Annotated in this window: 21 protein-coding genes; 14 read left to right on the top strand and 7 right to left on the bottom strand. The window is 67.9% G+C overall.

Annotated features, from left to right (window positions below):
- Together HNR76_RS14840 and HNR76_RS14835 are read left to right on the top strand one after the other, a co-directional pair.
- A partial coding sequence (locus HNR76_RS14840) for a GH-E family nuclease (protein ID WP_221301514.1) occupies nt 1–1102 on the top strand: 1102 nt, incomplete at its 5' end.
- Nucleotides 1044–1664, top strand: a complete 621-nt coding sequence (locus HNR76_RS14835) for a suppressor of fused domain protein (RefSeq protein WP_221301513.1) — start codon at nt 1044–1046, stop codon at nt 1662–1664. The genes HNR76_RS14840 and HNR76_RS14835, both read left to right, overlap by 59 nt.
- Before the next feature lie 321 nt (nt 1665–1985).
- On the opposite strand, the gene HNR76_RS14830 is transcribed toward HNR76_RS14835, so the two are convergent.
- Complete coding sequence (locus HNR76_RS14830) at nt 1986–2939, bottom strand: IS481 family transposase (protein ID WP_162312237.1); 954 nt, start codon at nt 2937–2939, stop codon at nt 1986–1988.
- A gap of 101 nt (nt 2940–3040) precedes the next feature.
- Here HNR76_RS14830 and HNR76_RS14825 point away from each other — a divergent pair, with 101 nt between their 5' ends.
- The 3 genes from HNR76_RS14825 (at nt 3041) to tadA (ending at nt 5428) form a co-directional block, all read left to right on the top strand.
- Complete coding sequence (locus HNR76_RS14825; protein WP_162312238.1) at nt 3041–3556, top strand: hypothetical protein; 516 nt, start codon at nt 3041–3043, stop codon at nt 3554–3556.
- A gap of 308 nt (nt 3557–3864) precedes the next feature.
- The gene (locus tag HNR76_RS14820; protein ID WP_425501839.1) at nt 3865–4794 is read left to right on the top strand and encodes an acyltransferase; all 930 of its coding nucleotides are present in this window, start codon (nt 3865–3867) and stop codon (nt 4792–4794) included.
- A 112-nt stretch (nt 4795–4906) separates the two neighbouring features.
- On the top strand, nt 4907–5428 hold the full coding sequence (tadA, locus tag HNR76_RS14815; RefSeq protein WP_162312240.1) for a tRNA adenosine(34) deaminase TadA: 522 nt from the start codon (nt 4907–4909) through the stop codon (nt 5426–5428).
- Between the two features lie 56 nt (nt 5429–5484).
- On the opposite strand, the gene HNR76_RS14810 is transcribed toward tadA, so the two are convergent.
- The gene (locus tag HNR76_RS14810; protein WP_162312241.1) at nt 5485–5946 is read right to left on the bottom strand and encodes a DUF2721 domain-containing protein; all 462 of its coding nucleotides are present in this window, start codon (nt 5944–5946) and stop codon (nt 5485–5487) included.
- An 83-nt stretch (nt 5947–6029) separates the two neighbouring features.
- Between HNR76_RS14810 and orn the strand changes: the two genes are divergently transcribed.
- Nucleotides 6030–6596, top strand: coding sequence for an oligoribonuclease (gene orn / locus HNR76_RS14805; RefSeq protein WP_162312242.1), 567 nt, complete (start codon nt 6030–6032; stop codon nt 6594–6596).
- A gap of 85 nt (nt 6597–6681) precedes the next feature.
- On the opposite strand, the gene ppsA is transcribed toward orn, so the two are convergent.
- Complete coding sequence (ppsA, locus tag HNR76_RS14800) at nt 6682–9078, bottom strand: phosphoenolpyruvate synthase (RefSeq protein WP_162312243.1); 2397 nt, start codon at nt 9076–9078, stop codon at nt 6682–6684.
- A gap of 141 nt (nt 9079–9219) precedes the next feature.
- On the opposite strand from ppsA, the gene ppsR reads away from it, so the two are divergent.
- The 6 genes from ppsR to HNR76_RS14770 all read left to right on the top strand — a co-directional run bounded on the left by ppsR (nt 9220) and on the right by HNR76_RS14770 (nt 14617).
- Nucleotides 9220–10041 (top strand): posphoenolpyruvate synthetase regulatory kinase/phosphorylase PpsR, encoded by an 822-nt coding sequence (gene ppsR, locus HNR76_RS14795; RefSeq protein WP_162312244.1) that lies wholly within the window; start codon nt 9220–9222, stop codon nt 10039–10041.
- A 102-nt stretch (nt 10042–10143) separates the two neighbouring features.
- A complete protein-coding gene (locus HNR76_RS14790) occupies nt 10144–10653 on the top strand; it encodes a DUF1249 domain-containing protein (protein WP_162312245.1) in 510 nt (169 codons plus the stop codon).
- 16 nt (nt 10654–10669) lie between these two features.
- Nucleotides 10670–11674 (top strand): LLM class flavin-dependent oxidoreductase, encoded by a 1005-nt coding sequence (locus tag HNR76_RS14785; protein ID WP_162312246.1) that lies wholly within the window; start codon nt 10670–10672, stop codon nt 11672–11674.
- Nucleotides 11675–11901: 227 nt separating this feature from the next.
- Nucleotides 11902–12111, top strand: a complete 210-nt coding sequence (locus HNR76_RS14780) for a cold-shock protein (RefSeq protein WP_162312247.1) — start codon at nt 11902–11904, stop codon at nt 12109–12111.
- A gap of 191 nt (nt 12112–12302) precedes the next feature.
- The gene (locus HNR76_RS14775; protein ID WP_162312248.1) at nt 12303–13856 is read left to right on the top strand and encodes a protein adenylyltransferase SelO; all 1554 of its coding nucleotides are present in this window, start codon (nt 12303–12305) and stop codon (nt 13854–13856) included.
- A 224-nt stretch (nt 13857–14080) separates the two neighbouring features.
- The gene (locus tag HNR76_RS14770) at nt 14081–14617 is read left to right on the top strand and encodes an adenine phosphoribosyltransferase (RefSeq protein ID WP_162312249.1); all 537 of its coding nucleotides are present in this window, start codon (nt 14081–14083) and stop codon (nt 14615–14617) included.
- Between the two features lie 40 nt (nt 14618–14657).
- On the opposite strand, the gene dbpA is transcribed toward HNR76_RS14770, so the two are convergent.
- Nucleotides 14658–16034 (bottom strand): ATP-dependent RNA helicase DbpA, encoded by a 1377-nt coding sequence (gene dbpA, locus HNR76_RS14765; protein WP_162312250.1) that lies wholly within the window; start codon nt 16032–16034, stop codon nt 14658–14660.
- A 110-nt stretch (nt 16035–16144) separates the two neighbouring features.
- Between dbpA and HNR76_RS14760 the strand changes: the two genes are divergently transcribed.
- Nucleotides 16145–18025: an ATP-binding cassette domain-containing protein gene (locus tag HNR76_RS14760; protein WP_162312251.1), complete on the top strand. Its 1881-nt coding sequence runs from the start codon at nt 16145–16147 to the stop codon at nt 18023–18025.
- A gap of 100 nt (nt 18026–18125) precedes the next feature.
- Here the strand turns inward: HNR76_RS14760 and HNR76_RS14755 are convergent, their stop codons facing one another.
- Both HNR76_RS14755 and HNR76_RS14750 read right to left on the bottom strand, forming a co-directional pair.
- Nucleotides 18126–18575: a barstar family protein gene (locus HNR76_RS14755; protein ID WP_162312252.1), complete on the bottom strand. Its 450-nt coding sequence runs from the start codon at nt 18573–18575 to the stop codon at nt 18126–18128.
- The gene (locus tag HNR76_RS14750; RefSeq protein WP_162312253.1) at nt 18572–19030 is read right to left on the bottom strand and encodes a guanyl-specific ribonuclease; all 459 of its coding nucleotides are present in this window, start codon (nt 19028–19030) and stop codon (nt 18572–18574) included. The genes HNR76_RS14755 and HNR76_RS14750 overlap by 4 nt, the downstream gene beginning before the upstream one ends.
- A 264-nt stretch (nt 19031–19294) precedes the next feature.
- Here HNR76_RS14750 and HNR76_RS14745 point away from each other — a divergent pair, with 264 nt between their 5' ends.
- Nucleotides 19295–19906 (top strand): superoxide dismutase, encoded by a 612-nt coding sequence (locus tag HNR76_RS14745; RefSeq protein ID WP_162312254.1) that lies wholly within the window; start codon nt 19295–19297, stop codon nt 19904–19906.
- A 175-nt stretch (nt 19907–20081) separates the two neighbouring features.
- Here the strand turns inward: HNR76_RS14745 and HNR76_RS14740 are convergent, their stop codons facing one another.
- Nucleotides 20082–23225 carry a multidrug efflux RND transporter permease subunit gene (locus HNR76_RS14740; RefSeq protein ID WP_162312255.1) on the bottom strand — a complete coding sequence of 1048 codons (3144 nt, stop codon included), beginning with the start codon at nt 23223–23225 and terminating at the stop codon, nt 20082–20084.
- Nucleotides 23226–23229 lie beyond the last annotated feature (4 nt).

The raw sequence follows: 23229 nt of genomic DNA, 5'->3' as shown, positions 1-23229 counted from the left end.
TTGTGTGCCTGGATCCGGGAGTGCCTGTTGCCGTCGGCGGCTCGCAGCTCAGGTGCGCGCGTCGCAATGGCCTGCTGAAGCGGATACTTCAGGGGCGACCAAGTACCTGACCCAGAAGCTGTACGGCGACGACCCCCGGGCCATCGATCCGGTGACGGGAGAGTTCAACCCCAACCTGCTGCCGGAAGAGGACAAGCAGACGATCCTGGCGATATCGCAGGCGATCGGAGCGCTGGCCGGTGGGCTGGCCGGAGGCAACCTGGGCGAGGCGGCGACGGGGAGCAATATCGCAGCGACAATTGTAGAAAACAATCACCTAGGAAGAGGTCTAAACCTCTTTGGCCGGCAGATTGCAGAAGACCAGATCAAGCAGTTTGGTGAAGAACTGCAAGAAGTTTGTACTGGAGGGAGTACGCAGGCTTGCGGGCAGGTCTATGACAAGTGGAAGGAGGTTTCTTACCAGCAGGGCGGGTTGGAGACACAACAACAGCAGGAAGGCTGGGAAGAGTTCGTGCAGGCGATGTACGGGGAGCATGTGCTTCCCTTGTGTAAGGGCGACGCTGCCTGCGAGCAAAAAGTGACTGCGAACATGGCTATGACTATGGTCGTGGATGCAGGTAATGTGGATGGTGTTCGACACGCCATCGGCTCAGCGACGCGGGCCGTTAATATTGCTGAAGGGAATTGGGTTCGCTTAGGGCTTCAGGTTGTAGAAGATGCAGGATTTTTGGCCCAGTTCGCTGGGATGTTTGGAAAGGCTGGAGGTATAGCTGGCAGGGCGCCGGAAGTGGGCGGTGCTGCGGGCAAGGTGGAGGTTGTTGCAAAGGATGTAACCAGGCGACCTTCCGGTTTCAGAAAGAAGACCGTACAAGATTCTTGGGATAATGCTGCTGATGGAAGCAAGTCCGGCACTAAATCTTGTCCAACTTGCAGGAAGGATGTTGAAGTTGCGCCAGGGCAGGGGCATCGGGATTGGGACATTGATCATCAGCCCAAGTGGAAAGACAGAGACTTGAGCGGTATGGAAAGAAAAGAAGTCTTAGATGAGTATAACAAAGGTGTACGGTTACGATGCTCAGGTTGCAACCGTTCTGACAATTAAAGAGTTGGTAATGAATATTATTGGACATGCTGAAAAATTCCTCGGGAATATTTCGCAAGGATGGAAGGAAAAATCATCATCTGATGGTTTGCGCGTGGTGTGTTTCAGGGGGGCGCCGCTTGAGACAGTTGATACCTATATGACAGTGGGTTTGAGTCGACATGAGCTGAGAATATCTGATGAAAAGAAAATTCGTCAGGAGTTAGTTTGTCCCGTATCGGGAGCAGGTCTTTCCGAACGAATAATTTCTCTTCTTCTATTTATAAGTGAATATATTTTAGTTGGGCATAATGCTGTTCTTCGGGGGCATGTAATACGACTTCCCGAGGATGCAGTTAATAAGCTTGGTTTTGATGCGGTGTATTGTGCAATCCCAGTATTTATGGATGATGATTTTGCGACTATTGGCGGTTCGCAGCCGTTGACGGTCATTGTCTGGGCTGTCCCCATCTATGCTAGTGAGGCTGATTACGTTGATGCGAATGGTTGGGGTAAGTTTGAGGAATTGCTGGAGGAAGAATCCCCAGATCTATTCTCTTTGAGGCGTGAGCCGATAATTTGATGTTGCAAAGAGTGGTGTCCCGTCCACACTGTCCGCAAACATTTTCCCAGCCATGAGTCAGGCTTTTTCAGTCGAGCGGGAGGGTTTTTCAGGTGCTAAGCCGCCTGTCTTCCTGTCTTCCGGCCTCCGATTGAACGCTTCCTGATGAATTCCTGCCCACGCCCAGGCATTTCCCTGCTCGCCGCACAGCCTGCCCGTGGACAGTCGTCGTTGCCCTTGCGCGTGCCTTGCTGGAGCTTCCGTTCCCAGCTACGGCGGGAACCACCAGCCGGTGATCGCGCCGTTCCAATTGAGGGATATGAGCAAGGCGCCGCAAGAAAGCTAGGTGTGTAAACCCATGACGTTGTTCAGCGGCAGTTGGAGTCGGCTGATGGAGGGGGGCTTGTAGCCCAGGCTGGCATGCGGTCGATGCCAGTTGTAGCGGTGCAGCCAGTCAGGAAGTGCCTGCTGGCGCTGGTGGGAGTTGTCATAGGAACGGGCGTAGGCCCATTCGCGCAAGGCGGTCTGGACCAGCCGTTCGGCCTTGCCGTTGGTGCGTGGCGTATAGGGCCGTGTGCGCAGGTGTCGCAGCCCCAGGCGCTGCAGGAGTCGGCGGAACCGGCGGCTCCTGTAGCAGGCCCCGTTGTCGGTCATCACCCGGGTAAAGGTGACGCCGAGGGTTCGGTAGTAACGCAGTGTCTGCAGCAATGCGCGACAGGCGCTGGAGCCACGCTCGTCGTTCTCGATGGTGCCGAAGGCGACCCGGGAGTGGTCGTCGATGGCCAGATGGACGAACTCCCATCCGGCGCCGTCGGATGCGCGTTGGCGATCACCGGTGACCCGGTGTCCGGGCCGCCAGAAGCGCCCCAGCTTCTTGATGTCCAGGTGCAGCAGGTCGCCCGCCTGCGGGTACTCGTAGCGGTTGTCCGGGCGTGCCGGCGCGAGCTCCGCCAGTCGGTGCAGCCCGGCACGCTGCATCAGTCGGGCGATGGTGCTCGGCCCGACGGGCAAGGCCAGCGAGATCTGGCGATAGGTCTGTCGCTGGCGGCGCAGCATGATCACCTGCGCAACCCCCCCTGGCGGGGTTGCCGTGGGGGATCGGAGAGGACGCGAGGAGCGGTCATGCAACCCGTCCGGGCCCTCCTCGCGGAAACGGCGGAGCCACTTGTACGCCGTACGGATGCTCACCCCGGCGGCATGGGCGGCTTCCTCGACCCGCAGGCCGTGATTGATCACCCGCTCGACAAGCAGGGCTCGACCGCGAGGCGTAAGACGGGCATGTTTATGCAGGTTCATCCGGGGCTCCTGGGTGCTGGTTGGGTCGCACCTCCAGTCTTCCGGGATCACCCCGGATGAACAACCTACTGAGAGATCACAGCTAGGGGAGAGAGTTAGGCATGATCATTTCGGTGACCCGGTTCCAGTTAAATGCCCTACAAATAAATGCGATTAGGGGGCGAACTTATTCATGGATATCAATTTTATTGTTGGTCCTGTTAATTTTACTTGGAGTCGGATGTCGATCTGATTCAATCTCTAATGGGGAGCATTGTGATCAATGTAGATATATAATCCACTATCGTAGTTTCAATAAAATTTACATTGTTTCATATTCTTTAGATGATTTAATTGAGTTAAGTTCTCCGCTAAGTATTAGTGATGATCGAGATAAATCCAAAGTGGAAAGAATATTAAATTTCAATTGCAATTTAGATAAAGAATTTTCTTATAATGACATTGATGTATATTTATCTATTGAAACAATTAAAGATGGAAGTTCACCGGAATATTGGATTGCGTCACCAACGCTTTTTTACTCATCAAAGAGCGGGCATGTTTGCGATATGAGTAATCGGAAAAGGGAAGAAATAAAAAATATAATGAATAGCCTGCTGATAAAGGCGGAGGAATAGTCATTGTTCCGTTGTCACGTCCACTCATTCCGCAAGCATTTTCCCAGTCATGAGCCAGGATTTTTCAGCCGAATTGGAGGGGTCTTCGGGTGATGAACCGGCGGGTTGCCTTCGTTCCTGTCTCCGACTGAGCCATTCCTGGTGAATTCTTGTCCATGCAAGGCGTCTTCCCCGCTCATCGCGCAGCCTGCCCGTGGACAGTCGTCGTTGGGTGCCAGCGTGCCCCGGCCCCCCCCCACGCCGCTTTCCGGTGGACCCAGGGCGGCGATTTGATAGGCTTTGCCGCCGTCATTCCGCAAGGTCGCCCGGTGTCCTTTCTGTTGTGGTTGCGCATCGCGCTGATCCTGCCGCTGGTCGTACTCAACACGCTGGTCCATGCATTGCCGTTGCTGGCGGTGGCGCTGTTCAAGGCGGCGCTGCCGTTCAGGCCGGTGCGGCGGGCGGCCAACCCGGCGCTGACCGGGCTGGCCGAAAGCTGGATCGCGGTGAACAGCGCGATGATCGGCGTGTTCACCGACACCGCCTTCCAGGTCGACCAGGATGCGTCGCTGCGGCGCGATGGCCACTACCTGGTGCTGGCCAACCACCAGAGCTGGGTGGACATCTTGGTGTTGCAGAAGGTGTTCAACCGGCGCATTCCGCTGCTGCGTTTCTTCCTCAAGCGGCAACTGTTCTGGGTGCCGGTGCTGGGGCTGGCCTGGTGGGCGCTGGATTTCCCGTTCATGGGCCGCTACACGCGCAGGCAGATCGCCCGGAACCCCGAGCTGGGCAAGCGCGATATCGAGGTCACCCGGCGTGCCTGCGCGAAGTTCCGCGACATCCCGGTATCGGTGATGAATTTCGTGGAAGGCACCCGGTTCACGCCGGCCAAGCACGCGGGCCAGGCTTCGCCCTACCGGTACCTGCTCAAGCCCAAGTCCGGCGGGGTGGCCTTCGTGCTCGATGCGATGGGAGATGGGCTGCATGCGATGGTGGACGTGGCCATCGCCTATCCGGCGGGGCGCCCGACCATGCTCGACCTGATGGCCAACCGCGTGCCCCTGGTGCGCGTGCGCGTGCGGCAACGCCCGATCCCGGCCGAGCTGGTCGCGGGCAACTACCAGGACGATCGCGCTTTCCGCGCGCGGTTCCAGCAATGGATGAACGGGGTGTGGCAGGAGAAGGACGCCGACTTGGCGCGGTTGCTGGATGAGGGAAGTGCCGCCGTCCCCGGCGCTGGCGGCGTGGACGGGGCATAGGCGTTCCCTTGCGCGGCATCCGTCCGCCGCGGTCGGTCCGGGTGGCCGTCTCGGGAGCGATGGGTGAAAAGCCGCGTGTATCATTCGGCCGCAGGCCGCAGCGAAGGACGACATGGTCGACCCAATCCCCGTCTCCGGCGCGCCTTCCGCGCTCGCGTCGCAGGCCGATGCCGACGAGGCCTGGATGCGCCACGCCTTCGCATTGGCCGACCGGGCCGAGCGCGAGTTCGACGAGATTCCCGTCGGCGCGGTACTGGTCGGCGGGGACGGGCGAGTGCTGGGCGAGGGCTGGAATCGCAACATCGCCGATCACGACCCCAGCGCGCATGCGGAGATCGTGGCCCTGCGCCAGGCCGGTGCGGCCATCGGCAATCATCGCCTGGTCGGCTCGACCTTGTACGTGACCCTGGAGCCGTGCGCGATGTGCGCGATGGCGATGATCCACGCCCGTGTCGCGCGGTTGGTCTACGGCGCGCCCGATCCCAAGACCGGCGCGTGCGGCGGGGTGTTCGACCTGGTGGCCGATCCGCGCCACAACCACCGGTTGCAGGTGCGCGGCGGGGTACTGGGCGAGGAGGCGGGACTGCGCCTGCGCAACTATTTCCGGGCCAAGCGCGGGCGGCCGCCGCTGTAGCGACCGCCCGGGCGGGCGTCGTCGCGCGGCGCGACGGGCCTGCGCGAGGAGGCGGATCAGGCCGGCGGCGTGCGCTTCACCGGCCGGTGGTCCATTTCCTCGTTGATTGCGGTCACCGCCAGGGTGGACTCGCGGGCCAGCAGCAGGCTGGCGGCGAACATGGCCAGCACCCCCAGCGAGGCCAGCCACAGCGGCAGCGCCCCCAGCCGGTGGTCGGTGAACGTGTCCACCGCCACCGCCAGGCTGGTGCCGACGAAGAAGCTGATCGCCGTGTACAGCAACTGGCCCACGCGCAGGATGGTGAGGCTGCGCAGGCGCTGCAGGGCGATGCGCTTCTCCAGCAGGCTGCGCTCGGCCTCGTCGTCGATCTCGGCCAGCTCGCGCAGCAGGGTGCGGGCGCGGTCGATGATCCGGGCCAGGCGGTTGTTGGCCGACAGCAGCAGCGACGCGGTGGCGGTGAGGAAGAAGGCCGGCGCGAGCATCGCGGCGAGCACGGCGTGGGTGCTGGAGGTGTACATGGGCGGCCGGTGCGAAGGTCGTGCGTTATCATGCCAGCCCGCACGCGCCAGGCAAGCGTGCATCCGCAGGAGAAGCACCGGGTATGGGCAGCAGCGCAGTGGCCGGGCACGACCGCCTGATCTGGATCGACCTGGAGATGACCGGGCTGAATACCGACCGCGACTCGATCCTGGAGATCGCCACGGTGGTCACCGACTCGCAGCTCCAGGTGCTGGCCGAAGGGCCGGAACTGGCCATCGCCCATCCGCTGGCCGCGCTGGAGTCCATGGACGAGTGGAACCGCAGCCAGCACGGCCGCTCGGGCCTGTGGCAGCGGGTGCTGGACAGCGAGGTGGGCATCGCCCAGGCCGAGGCGCGCACGGTGGCGTTCCTGCAGCAGTGGGTGCCGGCCGGCGCCTCGCCGATGTGCGGCAACTCGATCTGCCAGGACCGCCGCTTCCTGCACCGGTTGATGCCGCGCCTGGAGACGTACTTCCACTACCGCAACCTGGACGTGAGCACGCTCAAGGAACTGGCGCGGCGCTGGGCGCCGGAGGTGCTGGCCGGGGTGTCCAAGCAGGCGGCGCACACCGCGCTGAGCGACGTGCACGATTCGATCGCCGAACTGCGCCACTACCGCAGGCACCTGGCGCAACTGGCCGCGGGGTAGGCGCGCCGCGAATCCGTCGCCCCGCCTGGGCGGGGACGACGGTTGCATGCGTTGCCTGTGAGGAGCGGGCCTGGGTGCCCGCCCGTCAGCCCGCCTTGCTCTTGGCCAGGCGCAGCCAGGTATCGACCACGGTATCCGGGTTGAGCGATACCGACTCGATGCCCTCGTGCATCAGCCATTCGGCCAGGTCCGGGTGGTCCGACGGGCCCTGGCCGCAGATGCCCACGTACTTGCCCCTGGCGCGTGCGGCCTGGATGGCCATCGACAACAGCCTCTTCACCGCCGGGTTCCGCTCGTCGAACAGGTGGGCCACGATCGAGGAATCGCGGTCCAGGCCAAGGGTGAGCTGGGTGAGGTCGTTGGAGCCGATGGAGAAGCCGTCGAAGATGTCGAGGAACTCGTCGGCCAGCAGCGCGTTGGACGGCAGCTCGCACATCATGATGATCTTCAGGCCCGGCTTGCCGTCGGTGCCGGGGCCTTGGCGCAGGCCGTTGGCGGCCAGCACCTCGATCACCTTGCGGCCTTCGTCCAGGGTGCGCACGAACGGGATCATCACCCACAGGTTGTCCAGGCCCATCTCGTCGCGCACCTTGAGCACGGCCTTGCACTCCAGCGCGAACGCGTCGGCGAAGGACGGATCGACGTAGCGGCTGGCGCCGCGGAAGCCGATCATCGGGTTCTCCTCCTCCGGCTCGTAGCGGCTGCCGCCGATCAGGTTGGCGTACTCGTTGGACTTGAAGTCCGACAGGCGCACGATCACCGGGTTGGGCGCGACCGAGGCGGTGAGGGTGGCGATGCCCTCGGCCAGGCGGTCCACGTAGAAGCCGACCGGATCGGAGTAGCCGGCCATGCGCGCGTCGATCTTCTTCTTGGTCTCCGCGTCCTGCTTGTCGTATTCCAGCAGCGCCTTGGGATGCACGCCGATGTGGGCGGCGATGATCATCTCCAGGCGGGCCAGGCCGATGCCGGCATTGGGCAACTGGCCGAAGTCGAACGCGCGCTCGGGGTTGGCCACGTTCATCATGATCTTCAGCGGCGCCGGCGGCATGTTGTCCAGGTCGGTGGTGGTGCGCTCGAAGGGCAGGACGCCGGCATAGATGTAGCCGGTGTCGCCTTCGGCGCAGCTCACCGTGACCTCCTGGCCGTCGGCGATCCGCTCCAGCGCGTTGCCGGTGCCGACCACCGCCGGCACGCCCAGCTCGCGGGCGATGATGGCCGCGTGGCAGGTGCGGCCGCCGCGGTTGGTGACGATGGCGCTGGCGCGCTTCATCACCGGCTCCCAGTCCGGGTCGGTCATGTCGGCCACCAGCACGTCGCCGGGACGCACGCGCTCCATGTCCTCCAGCGAGCGGACCACGCGCGCGGCGCCGGCGCCGATCTTCTGGCCGATGGCGCGGCCCTCGGCGACGATTTCGCCGCGCCCGCCCAGCGCGTAGCGCTCGATCTGGGTGGCTCGGGCGCGCGACTTCACCGTCTCCGGCCGGGCCTGGACCACGAACAGCTTGCCGCTGATCCCGTCCTTGGCCCACTCGATGTCCATCGGCCGGCCGTAGTGGCGTTCGATCACCAGCGCCTGGCGGGCCAGTTCCTGCACGTCGGCGTCGGAGATGGAGAAGCGGCCGCGCAGCTCGGCCGGGGTGTCCTCGGTGCGCACGCGCTCGCCGGCCGCCTCCGAGTACACCATGCGGATCGCCTTGCTGCCCAGGGTGCGGCGCAGGACGGCGTGCTTGCCCTGGCGCAGGGTGGGCTTGTAGACGTAGAACTCGTCCGGGTTCACCGCGCCCTGCACCACCATCTCGCCCAGGCCGTAGCTGGCGGTGACGAACACCACGTCGCGGAAGCCGGACTCGGTGTCCAGGGTGAACAGCACGCCGGCCGCGCCCACGTCCGAGCGCACCATCAACTGCACGCCGGCGGAGAGGAACACGTCCTCGTGCTTGAAGCCGTGGTGCACGCGGTAGGCGATGGCGCGGTCGTTGTAGAGGCTGGCGAAGACCTCCTTGACCTTGTGCACCACGTCGTCGGCGCCGGCGACGTTGAGGAAGGTCTCCTGCTGGCCGGCGAAGGAGGCGTCGGGCAGGTCCTCGGCGGTGGCCGAGGAGCGCACCGCCACGGCGACATCGCCGCCGCCGTTGCCGGCGTTCTCGGCCGACAGCTTCGCGTAGGCGCTGCGGATGTCGCGGTCCAGGTCGGGCTGGAGGGGGGCGTCGGTCACCCAGCCGCGGATCTGGCGGCCGGCGGCGGTCAGCGCTGCCACGTCCTCCACGTCCAGCGTGGCCAGGCGGTCGTAGATGCGCTGGTGCAGCTCGTTGTGGGCGATGAAGGCGGAGAACGCCTCGGCGGTGGTGGCGAAGCCGCCGGGCACCGAGACGCCCAGGCCGTCCAGGTGGCCGATCATTTCGCCGAGGGAGGAATTCTTGCCGCCGACACGGGCCAGGTCGGACAGGCGCAGTTCGTGCAACCACAGGATGTTCTGGTTCAAGTGCGATGCTCCGTGGAGCCACCGCCCGGACGGGCCAGTGGCCGTGCCCCGAGGTATGAGGGGGCGTTATGATGCTCTGCGCAATCGCCGCATATCAATGTTGATCACGATGCTCAACACGTGTCCGAGGGAGCCCGCGCCGTGACGGCGATCCGCCCGGTGTTCTACGTTTCCGATGGTACCGGTATCACCGCCGAGACCATCGGCCACAGCCTGCTCACCCAGTTCAGCGGCTTCAGCTTCCTCACCGACCGCATCTCCTTCGTCGACGACGCCGACAAGGCGCGCGAGGCCGCCGCCCGCATCCGCGTGGCCGGCGAGCAATACGGGGTGCGCCCGATCGTGGTCAACTCCTGCGTGGACGAGCAGTTGAGCGCGGTGCTGGCGCAGAGCGGCGCGCTGATGCTGGACGTGTTCGCGCCGTTCATCGGGCACCTGGAGCGCGAGCTCGACCAGCCGCGCCAGGCGCACGTGGGCCGTGCCCACGGCATGGTCGACTTCGACAGCTACCACCGCCGGATCGAGGCGATGAACTACGCGCTCACCCACGACGACGGCGTGGGGCTGGACTACGAGGAAGCCGACGTGGTCCTGGTCGGCGTGTCGCGCGCGGGCAAGACGCCGACCTGCGTGTACCTGGCGCTGCACTACGGGCTGAAGGCGGCCAACTACCCGCTGACCGATGGCGACCTGGAGAGCGACCGCCTGCCGCCGCGGCTCAAGGCCTACCGGCGCAAGCTGTTCGGGCTGACCATCGATCCGGAGCGGCTGCACCAGATCCGCCAGGAGCGGCGCCCGGACTCGGGCTACGCGCGGCTGGAAACCTGCCGCCGCGAGGTGCAGGCGGCCGAGGCGATATTCGGCTTGGAACGCATCCCGATGCTGAGCACCACCTACGTCTCCATCGAGGAGATCTCCAGCAAGGTGCTGTCCACCCTGGGCCTGCAGCGCGGGATGTTCTGAAAAAAGGCGCCGGAACGCCTTCGGGGACTCCGCCAAGGTAGGGGCACCGCATGCGCAAATCAATGCTGCCGCGGCCGCGCGCCAACGTGTAGCATCGATCGCATGCAACACGTCGCCTCACTCGCCGCACGCGTTCCCAGGCTCAGCCGCTTCGGCTGGCTGATGGGGCTGTATGCGGAAAACCACGCCCGCCTGGTGCGGCTGTTCGCCCCCGCGGGTCTGGGCGAGGGCAGCCACGTGTCCTCGGTGGGCGACGGCCTGGACGTGCGCCTGGACGTGCTGGAACGCCACCGCTACACCCTGGAGCTGCGGCTGACCTACGACCTGCGCGACCCCCTCACCGGCGAGCCGGACCCGTCGGCCTACCTGCGCCTGTACCAGGACGCGCGCCAGGTGGAGACCACCCACTGCTACGTGGGCCGGCGCTGGCAGGACGTGATGGGCATGTACCCGCCCCCGGCGGAACTGGTCGACCATCGCCTGCGCATGAATACCTTCCTCGGCAAGTGGCTGGAGTACCTGGCCGAGCGCGGCCACGGGGTGGCCACGCTGGCCCCGGCGGCGCGGGCCGGCCTGCCGCTGCCGCCGGCCACCGTGCCGCTGCGCTCGTAGGCGCGGGGTGGGTCCGATGCCGTCCGCCATCCCGCTGTCGGTACTGGACCTGGCGCCGGTATGCGAGGGCAGCGACGTGGCCGCCGCCCTGGGCAACAGCCTGGACCTGGCCCGCCACGCCGAGGCGCTGGGCTATCGCCGCTTCTGGCTGGCCGAGCACCACAACATGCCCGGCATCGCCTCGGCCGCCACCGCGGTGCTGATCGCGCACGTGGCCGCCGGCACCCGCAGCATCCGGGTGGGCGCCGGCGGGATCATGCTGCCCAACCATTCGCCGCTGCAGGTGGCCGAGCAGTTCGGCACCCTGGCCGCGCTGCATCCGGGGCGGATCGACCTGGGCGTGGGCCGTGCGCCGGGGACCGACCAGGCCACCGCTCGCGCCCTGCGCCGGTACTTCGAGGGCGCCGACCGCTTCTCGCAGGACGTGCAGGAGCTGCTGGGCTGGTTCCAGGCCGCGCAGCCGGGGCAGGCGGTGCGCGCGGTGCCCGGCGCGGGGCTGGAAGTGCCGGTGTGGATCCTGGGCTCGAGCCTGTTCGGTGCGCAGTTGGCGGCCGCGCTGGGCTTGCCGTTCGCCTTCGCCTCGCACTTCGCCCCGGACGCCATGGACCAGGCGCTGCTGCTCTACCACCGCGACTTCCGCCCGTCGGCGCGGCTGCAGCGACCCTACGCGATGCTGGCGGTGAACGTGGTCGCCGCGGACAGCGACGAGGAGGCCCGGCGCCTGTTCACCACCCCGCAGCAGGCCTTCGTCAACCTGCGCCGCGGGTTGCCGGGCCTGATCCCGCCGCCGCTGGACGACATCGAGGCGTACTGGACCCCGCAGGAGAAGGCTGGGGTGGAGCGGGCGCTGGCCTGCAGCGTGGTCGGCGGGCCGCAGGCGGTGGCCCGCGGGCTGGCCGACTTCGCCGCCCGGCACCGGCCAGACGAGCTGATCGTGGTGGCCAACCTCCACGACCACCAGGCCCGGAAGGCGTCCTACCGGATCGCCGCGCAGGCCTGGGGCCTGGCCGGAGCCGGCTGAACGCCCGGAAACGGGGCGGTGACCGGCGGTACTCGCTATCCGGACCGAATACGGGTATTGTGCGCCCACTGTGTTTGCCTGGGTCACCGTGGTTCGTGGCCTGATGCAGTCGATCCGACGATCTGCTACATCGATCCGCTTTGCCTAACACCTGCAATCCAGTACCGTCTGCGGATGTGCCGTAGCCGGTTTTCCATTTCAAACTGTATTTTGAGGAGTTAGCAACTATGTCCGATCGTCAGACCGGCACCGTCAAGTGGTTCAACGACGCCAAGGGCTTCGGCTTCATCACCCCGGAGAGCGGCGCCGACCTGTTCGTGCACTTCCGCTCCATCCAGGGCAACGGCTTCAAGTCGCTGCAGGAAGGCCAGAAGGTTTCGTTCGTCGTCGTGCAGGGCCAGAAGGGCCTGCAGGCCGACCAGGTCCAGGCGCTGTAATCCCGCGCCTGCCGGCTCGTCCGGCAGACCAGAAGAACGCCGGGGGCGCGAGCCTCCGGCGTTTTTCGTTTGCGGGGCGGGGACAGGCGGGCGCTTGCCAGGCCGGGGCGCCGGTCGTTCCGTGGCGCCGGTGCCTTGGGTCGTCGATTGGGAGCCTTGCCGGACCCGCGTCCCGGCCGCATCTGGGGTCCATGCATATCGAATTCGACAACACCTTCCTGCGCGAACTGCCCGGCGATCCGGAAGCCGGGGCGCGCGTGCGCGACGTCCAGGCGGCCTGGTCGCGGGTCGACCCGACGCCGGTGGCGGCACCGCGCCTGCTGGCCTGGTCGCCCGAGGCGGCGGCGCTGCTCGGCCTGGGACGGGACGACATCCAGGCCCCGGGGACCGTCCAGGTACTGGCCGGCAACGCGCTGCTGCCGGGCATGCAGCCCTGGGCCGGCAACTACGGCGGCCACCAGTTCGGCAACTGGGCCGGACAGTTGGGCGATGGCCGCGCGATCTCGCTGGGCGAGGCGCTGGGCGCGGAGGGCGGCCGCTGGGAACTGCAATTGAAGGGCGCCGGGCGTACGCCGTATTCGCGCTTCGCCGACGGACGCGCGGTGTTGCGCTCGTCGGTGCGCGAGTTCCTGTGCAGCGAGGCCATGCATCACCTCGGCATCCCGACCACGCGCGCGCTGTCCCTGGTCGGCACCGGCGAGGACGTGCTGCGCGACATGTTCTACGACGGCCATCCGCGGGCCGAGCCCGGTGCGGTGGTGTGCCGCATGGCGCCCAGCTTCCTGCGCTTCGGCAGTTGGCAACTGCCGGCCTCGCGCGGCGATACCGGGCTGCTGCGGGCCTTGACCGACCACGTCCAGCGCCATCATTTCCCCGAGCTGGCCGAGCGGGGCGAGGCCGGCGACGCGGAATGGTTCGCGCAGGTGTGCGAGCGCACGGCGTGGACGGTGGCCGGCTGGATGCGGGTGGGCTTCGTCCATGGGGTGATGAACACCGACAACATGTCCATCCTCGGCCTGACCCTGGACTACGGCCCCTATGGCTGGATCGAGGACTACGACCCGGACTGGACGCCCAACACCACCGATGCGCAGGGCCGCCGCTATCGCTTCGGCACCCAGCCGCAGGTGGCGTACTGGAACCTGGCCCGGCTGGCGCAGGCGCTGGCGCCGCTGTTCACCGACGCGGCGCCGCTGGAGGCGGGGCTGCAACGCTTCGGCGCGGCCTGGGCGGCGGCCGAGCGGGACATGGTCGCGCGCAAGCTGGGCCTGGAGCGCTGCCGCGACGCCGATCTGGGGCTGTATGCCGACCTGCGGGGATTGCTGCGGGCCGGGCAGGTCGACATGACCCTGTTCTTCCGCGCGCTCGGCCGGCCGGGCGCGGCGGCGACCGATACGACGGCGTTCGCCGATGCGTTCTACGATGCGGACGCGCGCGCGCAGGTCGAGTCGCCGCTGCGCGATTGGCTGGCCCGCTATGCCGCGCGCCTGGCCGACGATGCACTGGACGCCGGGCAGCGCAGCGAGCGGATGCGACGGGCCAATCCGCGCTACGTCCTGCGTAACTGGCTGGCGCAGGAGGCCATCGACCGCGCCGAGCAGGGCGATCCCAGCGGCATCGCCGAATTGCTGGAGGTCGTGCGCCGTCCGTACGAGGACCAGCCGGGCAGGGCACACTACGCGCAGCGGCGCCCGGAGTGGGCGCGGCATCGCGCAGGATGCTCGATGCTGTCGTGCAGTTCCTGAGCACGTCGTGGTCCATGGCAAGACGGCCACTGCCTGGGCCGGGCCGCGCTCCAGGCATGCGCGAGGGCGGCGGGGACGACGCTTTCCTTCGATGTGTTGCGTTTCCCATGCGCTGCCCGATCGCCCCGGTTCCGTCCGGCCGTCCGCGGCCGCCTCGTGGCGCGCGCGCGATGCCGCAGTCGGCGCTGCGCTAGGATTGGGCCGCCTTCCGACACGGCTTGCGCATGGACGAACCTGCAGATTCACCCGCCTGGGCCGCCGCGATCCGTGACATTCCGGATTTCCCGTCGCCGGGCATCGTGTTCAAGGACATCGCCCCGCTGCTGGCCGATGCGGGCGGGTTTGCCGCGATGCTGGCGGCGCTGGCCGCGCCCTGGCGCGAAGCCGGGATCGGCGCGGTGGCCGGGATCGAGTCGCGCGGCTTCATCCTTGGCGCGGCCCTGGCGCGGGAACTGGATGCCGGCTTCGTGCCCCTGCGCAAGCCGGGCAAGCTGCCGGGCCGGGTCCTGGAGGAAGGCTACGCGCTGGAGTACGGCAGCGACCGCCTGCAGATGCAGGCTGATGCATTGCCGCCAGGGGCGCGGGTACTGCTGGTGGACGACGTGCTGGCCACCGGCGGCACCCTGGCCGCGGCGGCGCGATTGTTGCGGCGGCAGGGCGCGGTGCTGGCGGGCGCGGCGGTGTTGATAGAGCTGCACGCACTGCCGGGGCGCGCCCGCTGGCCCTCGGAGGCGCCGTTGCAGTCGCTGCTCCGCCTGTAGGCGCCGGCAAGCCGGGGCCTACAGAGACGGCGCATCCCGCTCAGAGCGGGCGCACCCGGAAACGGCGCCCCTTGATCTTCCCGGATTCGAGCCGGGCCGATGCGCGCTCGACCTGCGCGCGGGCGATGGCGACGTAGGAACGGGTGGCGTGGATGGCGATCTTGCCGATGGCCGCTGCCGGCAGCCCCGCTTCGCCGGTCAGTGCACCGAGGATGTCGCCGGGGCGCAGCTTGTCGGTCTTGCCGCCGTCGATGCGCAGCGTGGCCATGGGCGCCTGCGCCGGCTGCGACGGCCGGCCGGTGGCCAGCGGCGCGTTCTGGCGCGAAGGCGACGGCTGCTGGACGGCGGCGATCATCTCCGCGCGCGCGCGTTCGCGCGGCGCCACCAGGCTCAGCGCAAGGCCCCCGCGCCCGGCGCGGCCGGTGCGGCCGATGCGGTGGCGGTAGGCGTCTACGTCGGTGGGCAGCTCGTGGTTGAGCACCACCGCCAGGTCCTCCACGTCGAGGCCGCGCGCGGCCACGTCGCTGGCCACCAGCACGTTGCAACTGCGGTTGGCCAGTTGCAGCAGCACCTCGTCGCGGTCGCGCTGCTCCATGTCGCCATGCAGGGCCAGGGCGGAGAACCCGAACTGGCGCAGCGAGCCGGCCACCTCGTCCACGTCCTTGCGGGTATTGCAGAACACCACCGCCGATTCGGGCCGGTAGCGCAGCAGCAGGTCGGCCACGGCCTTCTGCCGGAAGGCGGGGTCCACATCGAAGAAATGCTGCTCGATGGCCGGTGCGCCGCCGGCCGCTTCGGCCGCGACCTCGGCCGGCGCGCGCAGCAGTTGCCGCGCCAGCTCGCGGATGCCGTCGGGGAAGGTGGCCGAGAACAGCAGGGTCTGCCGATGCGCGTCGCAGCGGCCGGCGATCTCGCGCACTGGCTCCTCGAAGCCCATGTCCAGCATCCGGTCGGCCTCGTCCAGCACCAGGACGCGCACCCCGCCCAGGTGCAGCACGCGCTTGCGGGCCAGTTCCTGGATCCGGCCGGGCGTGCCGACCACCACCTGCGGGTCGTGCGCCTGCAGCGAGGCGGTCTGCGGCTCCAGCGACACCCCGCCGGTGAGCACGCTCAGCTTGAGGTTGGCGATGCCCGTGGCCAGGCGGCGCAACTGGCGGCCGACCTGGTCGGCCAGTTCGCGGGTCGGGCACAGCACCAGCGCCTGGGTACGGGTGCCGGCCGGGTCCAGCCGCTGCAGCAGGCCCAGGCCGAAGGCGGCGGTCTTGCCGCTGCCGGTGGGGGCCTGGGCGATGAGGTCGCGTCCATCGAGGATCGGCGGCAACGCCAGGGCCTGGATCGGCGTGGGCGTGGTGTAGCCCAGGGCGTCCAGGCCCGGATGCAGGGCCGGGGACAGCGGCAGCGAAGCGAAATCGGTCATGCACTATTCTCGCAGGTCGCGGCCGCGGCGAGGCGCCGATTCACGCGAGTGCTTCCGCTTCGGCCAGGCGCGCGCGACGAAGCGCCGGCGCGCGCCCGTACAATACACGCATGCCCCTGATCACCTTGCAGAACGTCGACTACAGCGTCGGCGGCCCCTTGTTGCTGGAAAAGGCCGTACTGGCCATCGAACCCGGAGAGCGGATCGCCCTGATCGGCCGCAACGGCGCCGGCAAGTCGACCCTGCTGAAGCTGTTGGCCGGTGAACTGCCGCCCGACGACGGCCAGGTACGGGTCCAGGCCGGGGTGCGCATCGCCCGCCTCGAACAGGAGGTGCCGCTGGGCACCGACGGCAGCGTGTTCGACGTGGTCGCCGCGGGCCTGGGCGAGCTGGGCGCGTGGCTGGCCGAGTTCCACCGCCTGAACCACGCGCCGGAATTCGACGCGGGCGCGCTGGCGCGGGTGCAGGCCCGCATCGACGGCGCCGACGGCTGGACCCTGGACCTGCGCGTGGCCGAGGTGCTCAGCCGCCTGGAGCTGGAGGGCGAGGCCGCGTTCGCGCGCCTGTCCGGCGGCATGAAGCGGCGCGTGCTGCTGGCCCGCGCGCTGGTCTGCGCGCCCGACCTGCTGCTGCTGGACGAGCCGACCAATCACCTGGACATCGAGGCGATCGACTGGCTGGAGGCGTTCCTGAAGGAGTGGAACGGCAGCGTGGTGTTCGTCACCCACGACCGCCGCTTCCTGCGCGCGCTGGCCACCCGCATCGTGGAGATCGACCGCGGGCAGGTGAGCGACTGGCCCGGCGACTGGGACAACTACCTGCGCCGGCGCGAGGAACGGCTGCACGCGCAGGCGCAGGAGAACGCACGCTTCGACAAGCTGCTGGCCCAGGAGGAAACCTGGATCAGGCAGGGCATCAAGGCCCGCCGCACCCGCGACGAGGGCCGCGTGCGGCGGCTGAAGGCGATGCGCAGCGAGCGTGCGCAGCGGCGCGAGCTGGCCGGCAACGTGCGCATGGAGGCGGCGCAGGGGAATGCTTCCGGGAAGAAGGTGATCGAGGCGCAGGAGGTGTCCTTCGCCTTCGGCGAGCGGCCCATGGTCCTCGACTTCTCCACCACCATCCTGCGCGGCGACCGCATCGGCCTGATCGGCCCCAACGGCAGCGGCAAGACCACCCTGCTCAAGCTGCTGCTGGGCGAGATGGCGCCGCAGCGCGGCGAGGTGCGCCGCGGCACGCAACTGCAGGTGGCCTATTTCGACCAGTACCGCGCGGTGCTGCGCGAGGACTGGAACGCGATGGAGAACGTGGCCGGCGGGCAGGACTTCATCGAGATCAACGGCAGCCGCAAGCACGTGCTGGCCTATCTGCAGGATTTCCTGTTCACGCCCGAGCGCGCCCGAGCGCCGATCACCCGCCTGTCCGGCGGCGAGCGCAACCGCCTGCTGCTGGCGCGGCTGTTCGCCCAGCCCTCCAACCTGCTGGTGATGGACGAGCCGACCAACGACCTGGACGTGGAGACCCTGGAGCTGCTGGAGGACCTGCTGGCCGACTATGCCGGCACCCTGCTGCTGGTCAGCCACGACCGCGACTTCCTCGACAACGTGGTCACCTCGACCCTGGTGATGGAAGGCCAGGGCCGCGTGGGCGAGTACGTGGGCGGCTATGGCGACTGGCTGCGGCAGCGGCCGGCGCAAGCCACCGTCGCGGCACGCGGGCCGGCGCCGGAAAAGGCCCCGGCCGCCGCCGCGTCGCCGGCCCCGGCGCCGGCCGGCAAGCGCAAGCTCAGCTACAAGGACGCGCGCGAGCTGGAGCGGTTGCCGGTGCGCATCGAAACGCTGGAAGCCGAACTGGCGACACTGACCGCGGCCATGTCCGACGCGGCCTTCTACCAGCAGGAGGCCGGCGTCGTGGCGGCGCATACCCAGCGCATGGCGCAGGCGCAGGACGAACTGGACACGGCCTACGCCCGCTGGGCCGAACTGGACGGCTGAGCACGGTATCGGCGCGGGCATCCGCTGCGGTTACCGCGGCCAAGGGGCGCCGCACGGTCCATCGCCTCCAGGGGATCGGCGCCGCGACGGCGCGCCGGATTCAGTGAAGCCGCGGCGCCCCGGCTTCGTCCTGGTCCTCGGCATCGGTGGCCAGGAACACCCAAAACGGCACGTCCATCGCGGCCCAGGCCTGCGAGGCCTCGTGCAGGATGTCCAGCAGCGTGTCGTAGTCGCCCGGGCAGGCCGCCTGCAGTTGCCCGGCCTCTTCCAGCAGCAGCGCATAGCCCGGCGCCGGCAGCCAGTCCAGGTCGCGCAGCGCATCGGACAGGGCATCCCAGTTGCGGCCGAAGCCTGCGGGCAGGTCCAGCACGGCGGACAGGCGCAGCAGCAGCGTGGCCTTGTCGCGGCAGCCGTCCAGGTCGATGTGGCGCACCAGCAGCCCGGCGTCGCGGGCGGCCGCGGCCAGGGCCGGCAGGCTGTCCGCGTCGGTCTCGTAGAGGCCGGCCTGCGCGGCATCGTCCAGGCCGAGGTCGAATCCTGATTCGCTCATTGCGGGGCCTGCGCTGCGAAAGGCTGGAAGGCGCGGAAACTCTCGTAGTGGTCGTCGGTATAGAACCATTCGACCGGTGGCTGGCCGCCGGTGACGATGCGCCGCGCGCCGCGATGCGACAGCCCGGGCGTGGGCACGGTGTACTCGCGGTAGTGGCCGTGCGTCCGCCGGGGCAGGCGGCGCTCGCGGTTGCCGAACACGCCGCCGTCCTGGCGGTGCGGGAACGGGCCGCCCTGCAGGATGCGCCGCACCACCGGCGCCGCTTCCGGCGGCAGGAAGGCGGGGAGGGCATCGGCATCGTGGCCGCGCCGCGCGGCGGCGGCGATGCCCGCCCCGGCCTGCGCCACCGCGGCCGCAGGCGGCTGCGGGGCCTGCGCCTGCGGCAGGGCCAGCCATGCCATCGCGGCCACGGCGATGACGATGGCAAGCAGGCGCCCGGTACGCGATGCGGTCATGTGCGTGGCGTCTCCATGGATGCACAGGGCGGATGCGCAAGAGTATGCGGGAGCGTGGCGTCCGGCGCTCGAACCGGGGCCCTCGCGCGGCGCCGGCACGCTTCACGCCGTCGAAACCGGGGTGGCGGCATGCTCGTTCTCCGCATGCCGCCCGGGGACCGGGACGCAGCATTCCCCGCCGCATCTTGGTTGCGCACGCCGGCATCCCTACACTGTGCCCGCCGCGCCCGCGATCGCCGGGCACGAAATACCAAGGAGACCACCGTGGCCTATACCCTCCCCGAACTTCCGTATGCCTACGATGCGCTGGAGCCGCACATCGACACGGAGACGATGAAGATCCACCACACCAAGCACCACCAGACCTACATCAACAACGTCAACGCGGCGCTGGAAGGCACCGAGCACGCCGGCCTGCCGGTCGAGCAACTGGTGGCCAAGGTCAAGAGCCTTCCGGAGAGCCTGCAGGGCCCGGTGCGCAACAACGGCGGCGGCCACGCCAACCACAGCCTGTTCTGGACCGTGATGTCGCCCAAGGGCGGCGGCGAGCCCAAGGGCGGGGTGGCCAAGGCCATCGACCAGGACCTGGGCGGCTTCGACAAGTTCAAGGAGGCCTTCACCAAGGCCGCGCTGAGCCGCTTCGGCAGCGGCTGGGCCTGGCTCAGCGTCACCCCGGACAAGAAGGTGGTGGTGGAGAGCAGCGCCAACCAGGACAGCCCGCTGATGGACGGCAATACCCCGATCCTCGGCCTTGACGTGTGGGAGCACGCCTACTACCTCAAGTACCAGAACCGCCGCCCGGACTACATCGGCGCGTTCTACAACGTGGTGAATTGGGACGAGGTGGAGCGCCGCTACCAGGAAGCGGTGAAGTAATCCCCGCGCGCCATCGGCGAGGCATCCGACGCTCCGGCCAGGCCGGAGCGTTTTTTTTTGGGGCGGCATGGCGGTCGCCGGCCGTACCCGGCTCCCGCATGGGCGTGGTGCAGAAAGCGGGAAGCCCCGGCGTCGCCGCCGGGGCCTCCTAGCACTGGCTCGCGGCCGGCGACGCTCAGTGCGTCGCCGCCTCGCCTTGGCGCTGCTTCTTCAGCCAGTCCTTGGACGGCTCGTCCAGGCTGTCGCCGAGCATGCGCCGGACCACGATGAAGAACACCGGGATCAGCAGCAGGCCCAGGAAGGTGGCGAATACCATGCCGCCGATCACGCCGGTGCCGATCGCGTGGCGCGCGTTGGCGCCGGCGCCGCTGGACAGGGCCATCGGCACCACGCCCATGATGAACGCGAACGAGGTCATCAGGATCGGGCGGAAGCGCAGGCGCGCGGCCTCGATGGTCGCCTCGCGCAGGGTCTTGCCGGCCAGGCGCTGCTCCACCGCGAACTCCACGATCAGGATCGCGTTCTTGGCGGCAAGGCCGATGATCGTGATCAGGCCGATCTTGAAGAAGATGTCGTTGGGCAGGCCGCGGGCCAGGCTGAACAGCACCGCGCCGAGCATGCCCAGCGGCACCACCAGCAGCACCGCCACCGGGATCGACCAGCTCTCGTACAGCGCGGCCAGGCACAGGAACACGACCACGATAGACAGCACCAGCAGCAGGGTGGCGGTGTTGCCGGCCAGGATCTCCTGGTAGGACATGCCCGACCAGTCGTAGCCGAAGCCGGCCGGCAGGTCGTTCTGGACGATGTCCTCCATGGTCGCCATGGCCTCGCCGGAGCTGTGGCCCGGGGCGGGGGAGCCGACGATGTTGACCGCCGCGTACCCCTGGTAGCGGTTCAGCGACGGCGGGCTGGTCTGCCATTGCGCATCGACCACCGCCGTCAGCGGCACCATGCCGGTGCCGTTCGGGCTGGGCGTGTAGTAGCTGCCCAGCGACTCGGCGCCCAGCCGGTAGGGCGCGTCGGCGCGCAGGGTCACCCGCTTGATGCGGCCTTCGTAGAAGAAGTCGTTGGCGTACACCGGCGCCAGCATCAGGCTGATCGCGTTGTAGATGTCGCCCACCTCCAGGCCCATCGACTGCGCCTGCATGCGGTCCACGTGCAGTTGCAACTGCGGCGCGTCCTCCAGGCCGTTGGGACGTACCCCGGCCAGCGAGGCGTTCTGCGCGGCCGCGCCCAGCAGGGTGTTGCGCGCCTGGGTCAGCGCCTCCTGGCCCTGGCCGGTACGGTCCTGCAGCCACATGTCGAAGCCGCCGAACTGGCCCAGGCCCTGCACGGTGGGCAGGTTGACCACGAAGATCGTCGCCTCCTTGATCCCGAACAGCGCGCCGTTGGCCTGCTGGATGAACTCCGGCGCGGTCAGGTCGCGGTCCGCCCAGGGCTTGAGCCGGATGAAGGCCATGCCCACGTTCTCGCCGGAGCCGACGAAGCTGAAGCCGGCCACCTGCATCATGCTCTGGTAGCCCTCGATGTCCTGCAGGCGCCCGCGCATCTGGTCGAACACCTCCTGGGTACGCTGCAGCGAGGCGCCCGGCGGCAACTGGACGATGGCCATGGCATAGCCCTGGTCCTCCTCGGGCAGGAAGCTGCCGGGCATGCGGGTGAACAGGAAGCCGCACAGGATCGCCAGCACCGCGAACAGGATCATCCAGCGGGGCGCATGCCTGACCGCGCCGCCGATGTGGCCCACGTAGGTGTGGCTGATGCGGTCGTAGTACTTGTTGAACAGCCGGAACACCACGTTGGAGTTGGCCTGGTGGCTGGGCTTGAGGAAGGTCGCGCACAGCGCCGGGGTGAAGCCCAGCGCCAGGAACGCCGAGAAGCCCATGGCGATGGCGATGGTCAGCGCGAACTGCTTGTAGATCTCGCCGGCCGCGCCGCCCTGCAGCGCGCTGGGGATGAACACCGCGGCGAGCACCACGGTGATGGCCACCACCGCGCCGGTGATCTGGCCCATGGCCTTGACCGTGGCCTCGTAGGGCGGCAGGCCCTCCTCGGTCATGATCCGCTCGACGTTCTCGATCACCACGATCGCATCGTCGACCACGATGCCGATCGACAGCACCAGCGCGAACAGGGTCAACTGGTTGATGGTGAAGCCAATTATCGACAGGCCCAGGAACGTGCCCAGCAGCGCTACCGGGATGACCAGGGTGGGGATGATGGTGGCGCGCAGGTTCTGCAGGAACAGCAGCATCACCAGGAACACCAGCACCACCGCCTCGAGCAGGGTCTTGACCACTTCCTCGATGGAGATCTTCACGAACGTGGTGCTGTCGTAGGGCGACATCCAGGTCACGCCCTGCGGGAAGGTGGCTTCCAGCTCGGTCATCTTCGCGCGCACCGCCTGCGCCACGTTCAGCGCGTTGGCGCCCGGCAGCAACTGCACGGCGAACGCGCCGATCGGCTTGCCGTCGTAGCGGGTGTCGAAGCCATAGGCGCCGGGGCCGAAGGCCACGCGGGCCACGTCCTTGAGGTACACGGCGGTGCCGTCTGCGTCGGCGCGCAGGATGATGCGCTCGAACTCCTCGGGCGAGCTGAAGCGGCCCTCGGCCGAGACGGTGGCGGTGAACGCCTGGCCTTCGGGCGCCGGGTCCGCGCCGACCGAACCGGCGGCGAACTGCACGTTCTGCGCGCGCACCGCGGCCAGCACCTGGGTGGCCGACAGGCCGTAGCCCTGCAGCTTCTCCGGGTCCAGCCAGATGTTCATCGCGTACTCGGCGCCGAACTGCTGCACGCTGCCCACGCCGGGGATGCGCGAGATCTGGTCGATCACCCGCGAGCCGTTGAGGTCGTTCAGCGCGTTGCGGTCCACCGCCGGGTTGTCGGAGATCAGGCCCACCACCATCAGGAAGCCGGCGTTGGCCTTGGCCACCACCACGCCCTGCTGGATCACCTCGGTGGGCAGGCGCGGCGTGGCCAGGGCGACCTTGTTCTGCACCTGCACCTGGGCGATGTCTGCGTCGGTGCCGGTCTCGAAGGTCAGGGTGATGCTGGCCCGGCCGGTGGCGCTGGAGGACGAGCTGAAATAGAGCAGGTGGTCGATGCCGGTGAGCTGCTGCTCGATCACCTGGGTGACCGCCTTCTCGACCGTGGCCGCGCTGGCGCCGGGGTAGTTGGCGCTGACGGTGACCTGCGGCGGCGCGATGTTGGGGTAGGACTCCACGCCGAGGCCGAGGATCGCGATCACGCCCGAAAGCGAGATCAGGATCGCCACGACCCAGGCGAAGACCGGGTGGTTGATGAAGAACTTGGGCATGGGG

This window comes from Pseudoxanthomonas broegbernensis, assembly GCF_014202435.1.
GTDB lineage: Bacteria > Pseudomonadota > Gammaproteobacteria > Xanthomonadales > Xanthomonadaceae > Pseudoxanthomonas > Pseudoxanthomonas broegbernensis.
The sequence above is the reverse complement of the archived record's forward strand: the minus strand, read 5'-3'. Positions and strand labels throughout refer to the sequence as shown.

What these genes read in the sequence shown, in the direction of transcription:
- HNR76_RS14835 (WP_221301513.1), top strand. Translation starts at nt 1,044, where the DNA reads ATGAGTATAACAAAGGTGTACGGTTACGATGCTCAGGTTGCAACCGTT.
- HNR76_RS14830 (WP_162312237.1), bottom strand. Translation starts at nt 2,939, where the DNA reads ATGAACCTGCATAAACATGCCCGTCTTACGCCTCGCGGTCGAGCCCTG.
- HNR76_RS14825 (WP_162312238.1), top strand. Translation starts at nt 3,041, where the DNA reads ATGATCATTTCGGTGACCCGGTTCCAGTTAAATGCCCTACAAATAAAT.
- tadA (WP_162312240.1), top strand. Translation starts at nt 4,907, where the DNA reads ATGGTCGACCCAATCCCCGTCTCCGGCGCGCCTTCCGCGCTCGCGTCG.
- HNR76_RS14810 (WP_162312241.1), bottom strand. Translation starts at nt 5,946, where the DNA reads ATGTACACCTCCAGCACCCACGCCGTGCTCGCCGCGATGCTCGCGCCG.
- orn (WP_162312242.1), top strand. Translation starts at nt 6,030, where the DNA reads ATGGGCAGCAGCGCAGTGGCCGGGCACGACCGCCTGATCTGGATCGAC.
- HNR76_RS14790 (WP_162312245.1), top strand. Translation starts at nt 10,144, where the DNA reads ATGCAACACGTCGCCTCACTCGCCGCACGCGTTCCCAGGCTCAGCCGC.
- HNR76_RS14785 (WP_162312246.1), top strand. Translation starts at nt 10,670, where the DNA reads ATGCCGTCCGCCATCCCGCTGTCGGTACTGGACCTGGCGCCGGTATGC.
- HNR76_RS14780 (WP_162312247.1), top strand. Translation starts at nt 11,902, where the DNA reads ATGTCCGATCGTCAGACCGGCACCGTCAAGTGGTTCAACGACGCCAAG.
- HNR76_RS14775 (WP_162312248.1), top strand. Translation starts at nt 12,303, where the DNA reads ATGCATATCGAATTCGACAACACCTTCCTGCGCGAACTGCCCGGCGAT.
- HNR76_RS14770 (WP_162312249.1), top strand. Translation starts at nt 14,081, where the DNA reads ATGGACGAACCTGCAGATTCACCCGCCTGGGCCGCCGCGATCCGTGAC.
- dbpA (WP_162312250.1), bottom strand. Translation starts at nt 16,034, where the DNA reads ATGACCGATTTCGCTTCGCTGCCGCTGTCCCCGGCCCTGCATCCGGGC.
- HNR76_RS14760 (WP_162312251.1), top strand. Translation starts at nt 16,145, where the DNA reads ATGCCCCTGATCACCTTGCAGAACGTCGACTACAGCGTCGGCGGCCCC.
- HNR76_RS14755 (WP_162312252.1), bottom strand. Translation starts at nt 18,575, where the DNA reads ATGAGCGAATCAGGATTCGACCTCGGCCTGGACGATGCCGCGCAGGCC.
- HNR76_RS14750 (WP_162312253.1), bottom strand. Translation starts at nt 19,030, where the DNA reads ATGACCGCATCGCGTACCGGGCGCCTGCTTGCCATCGTCATCGCCGTG.
- HNR76_RS14740 (WP_162312255.1), bottom strand. Translation starts at nt 23,225, where the DNA reads ATGCCCAAGTTCTTCATCAACCACCCGGTCTTCGCCTGGGTCGTGGCG.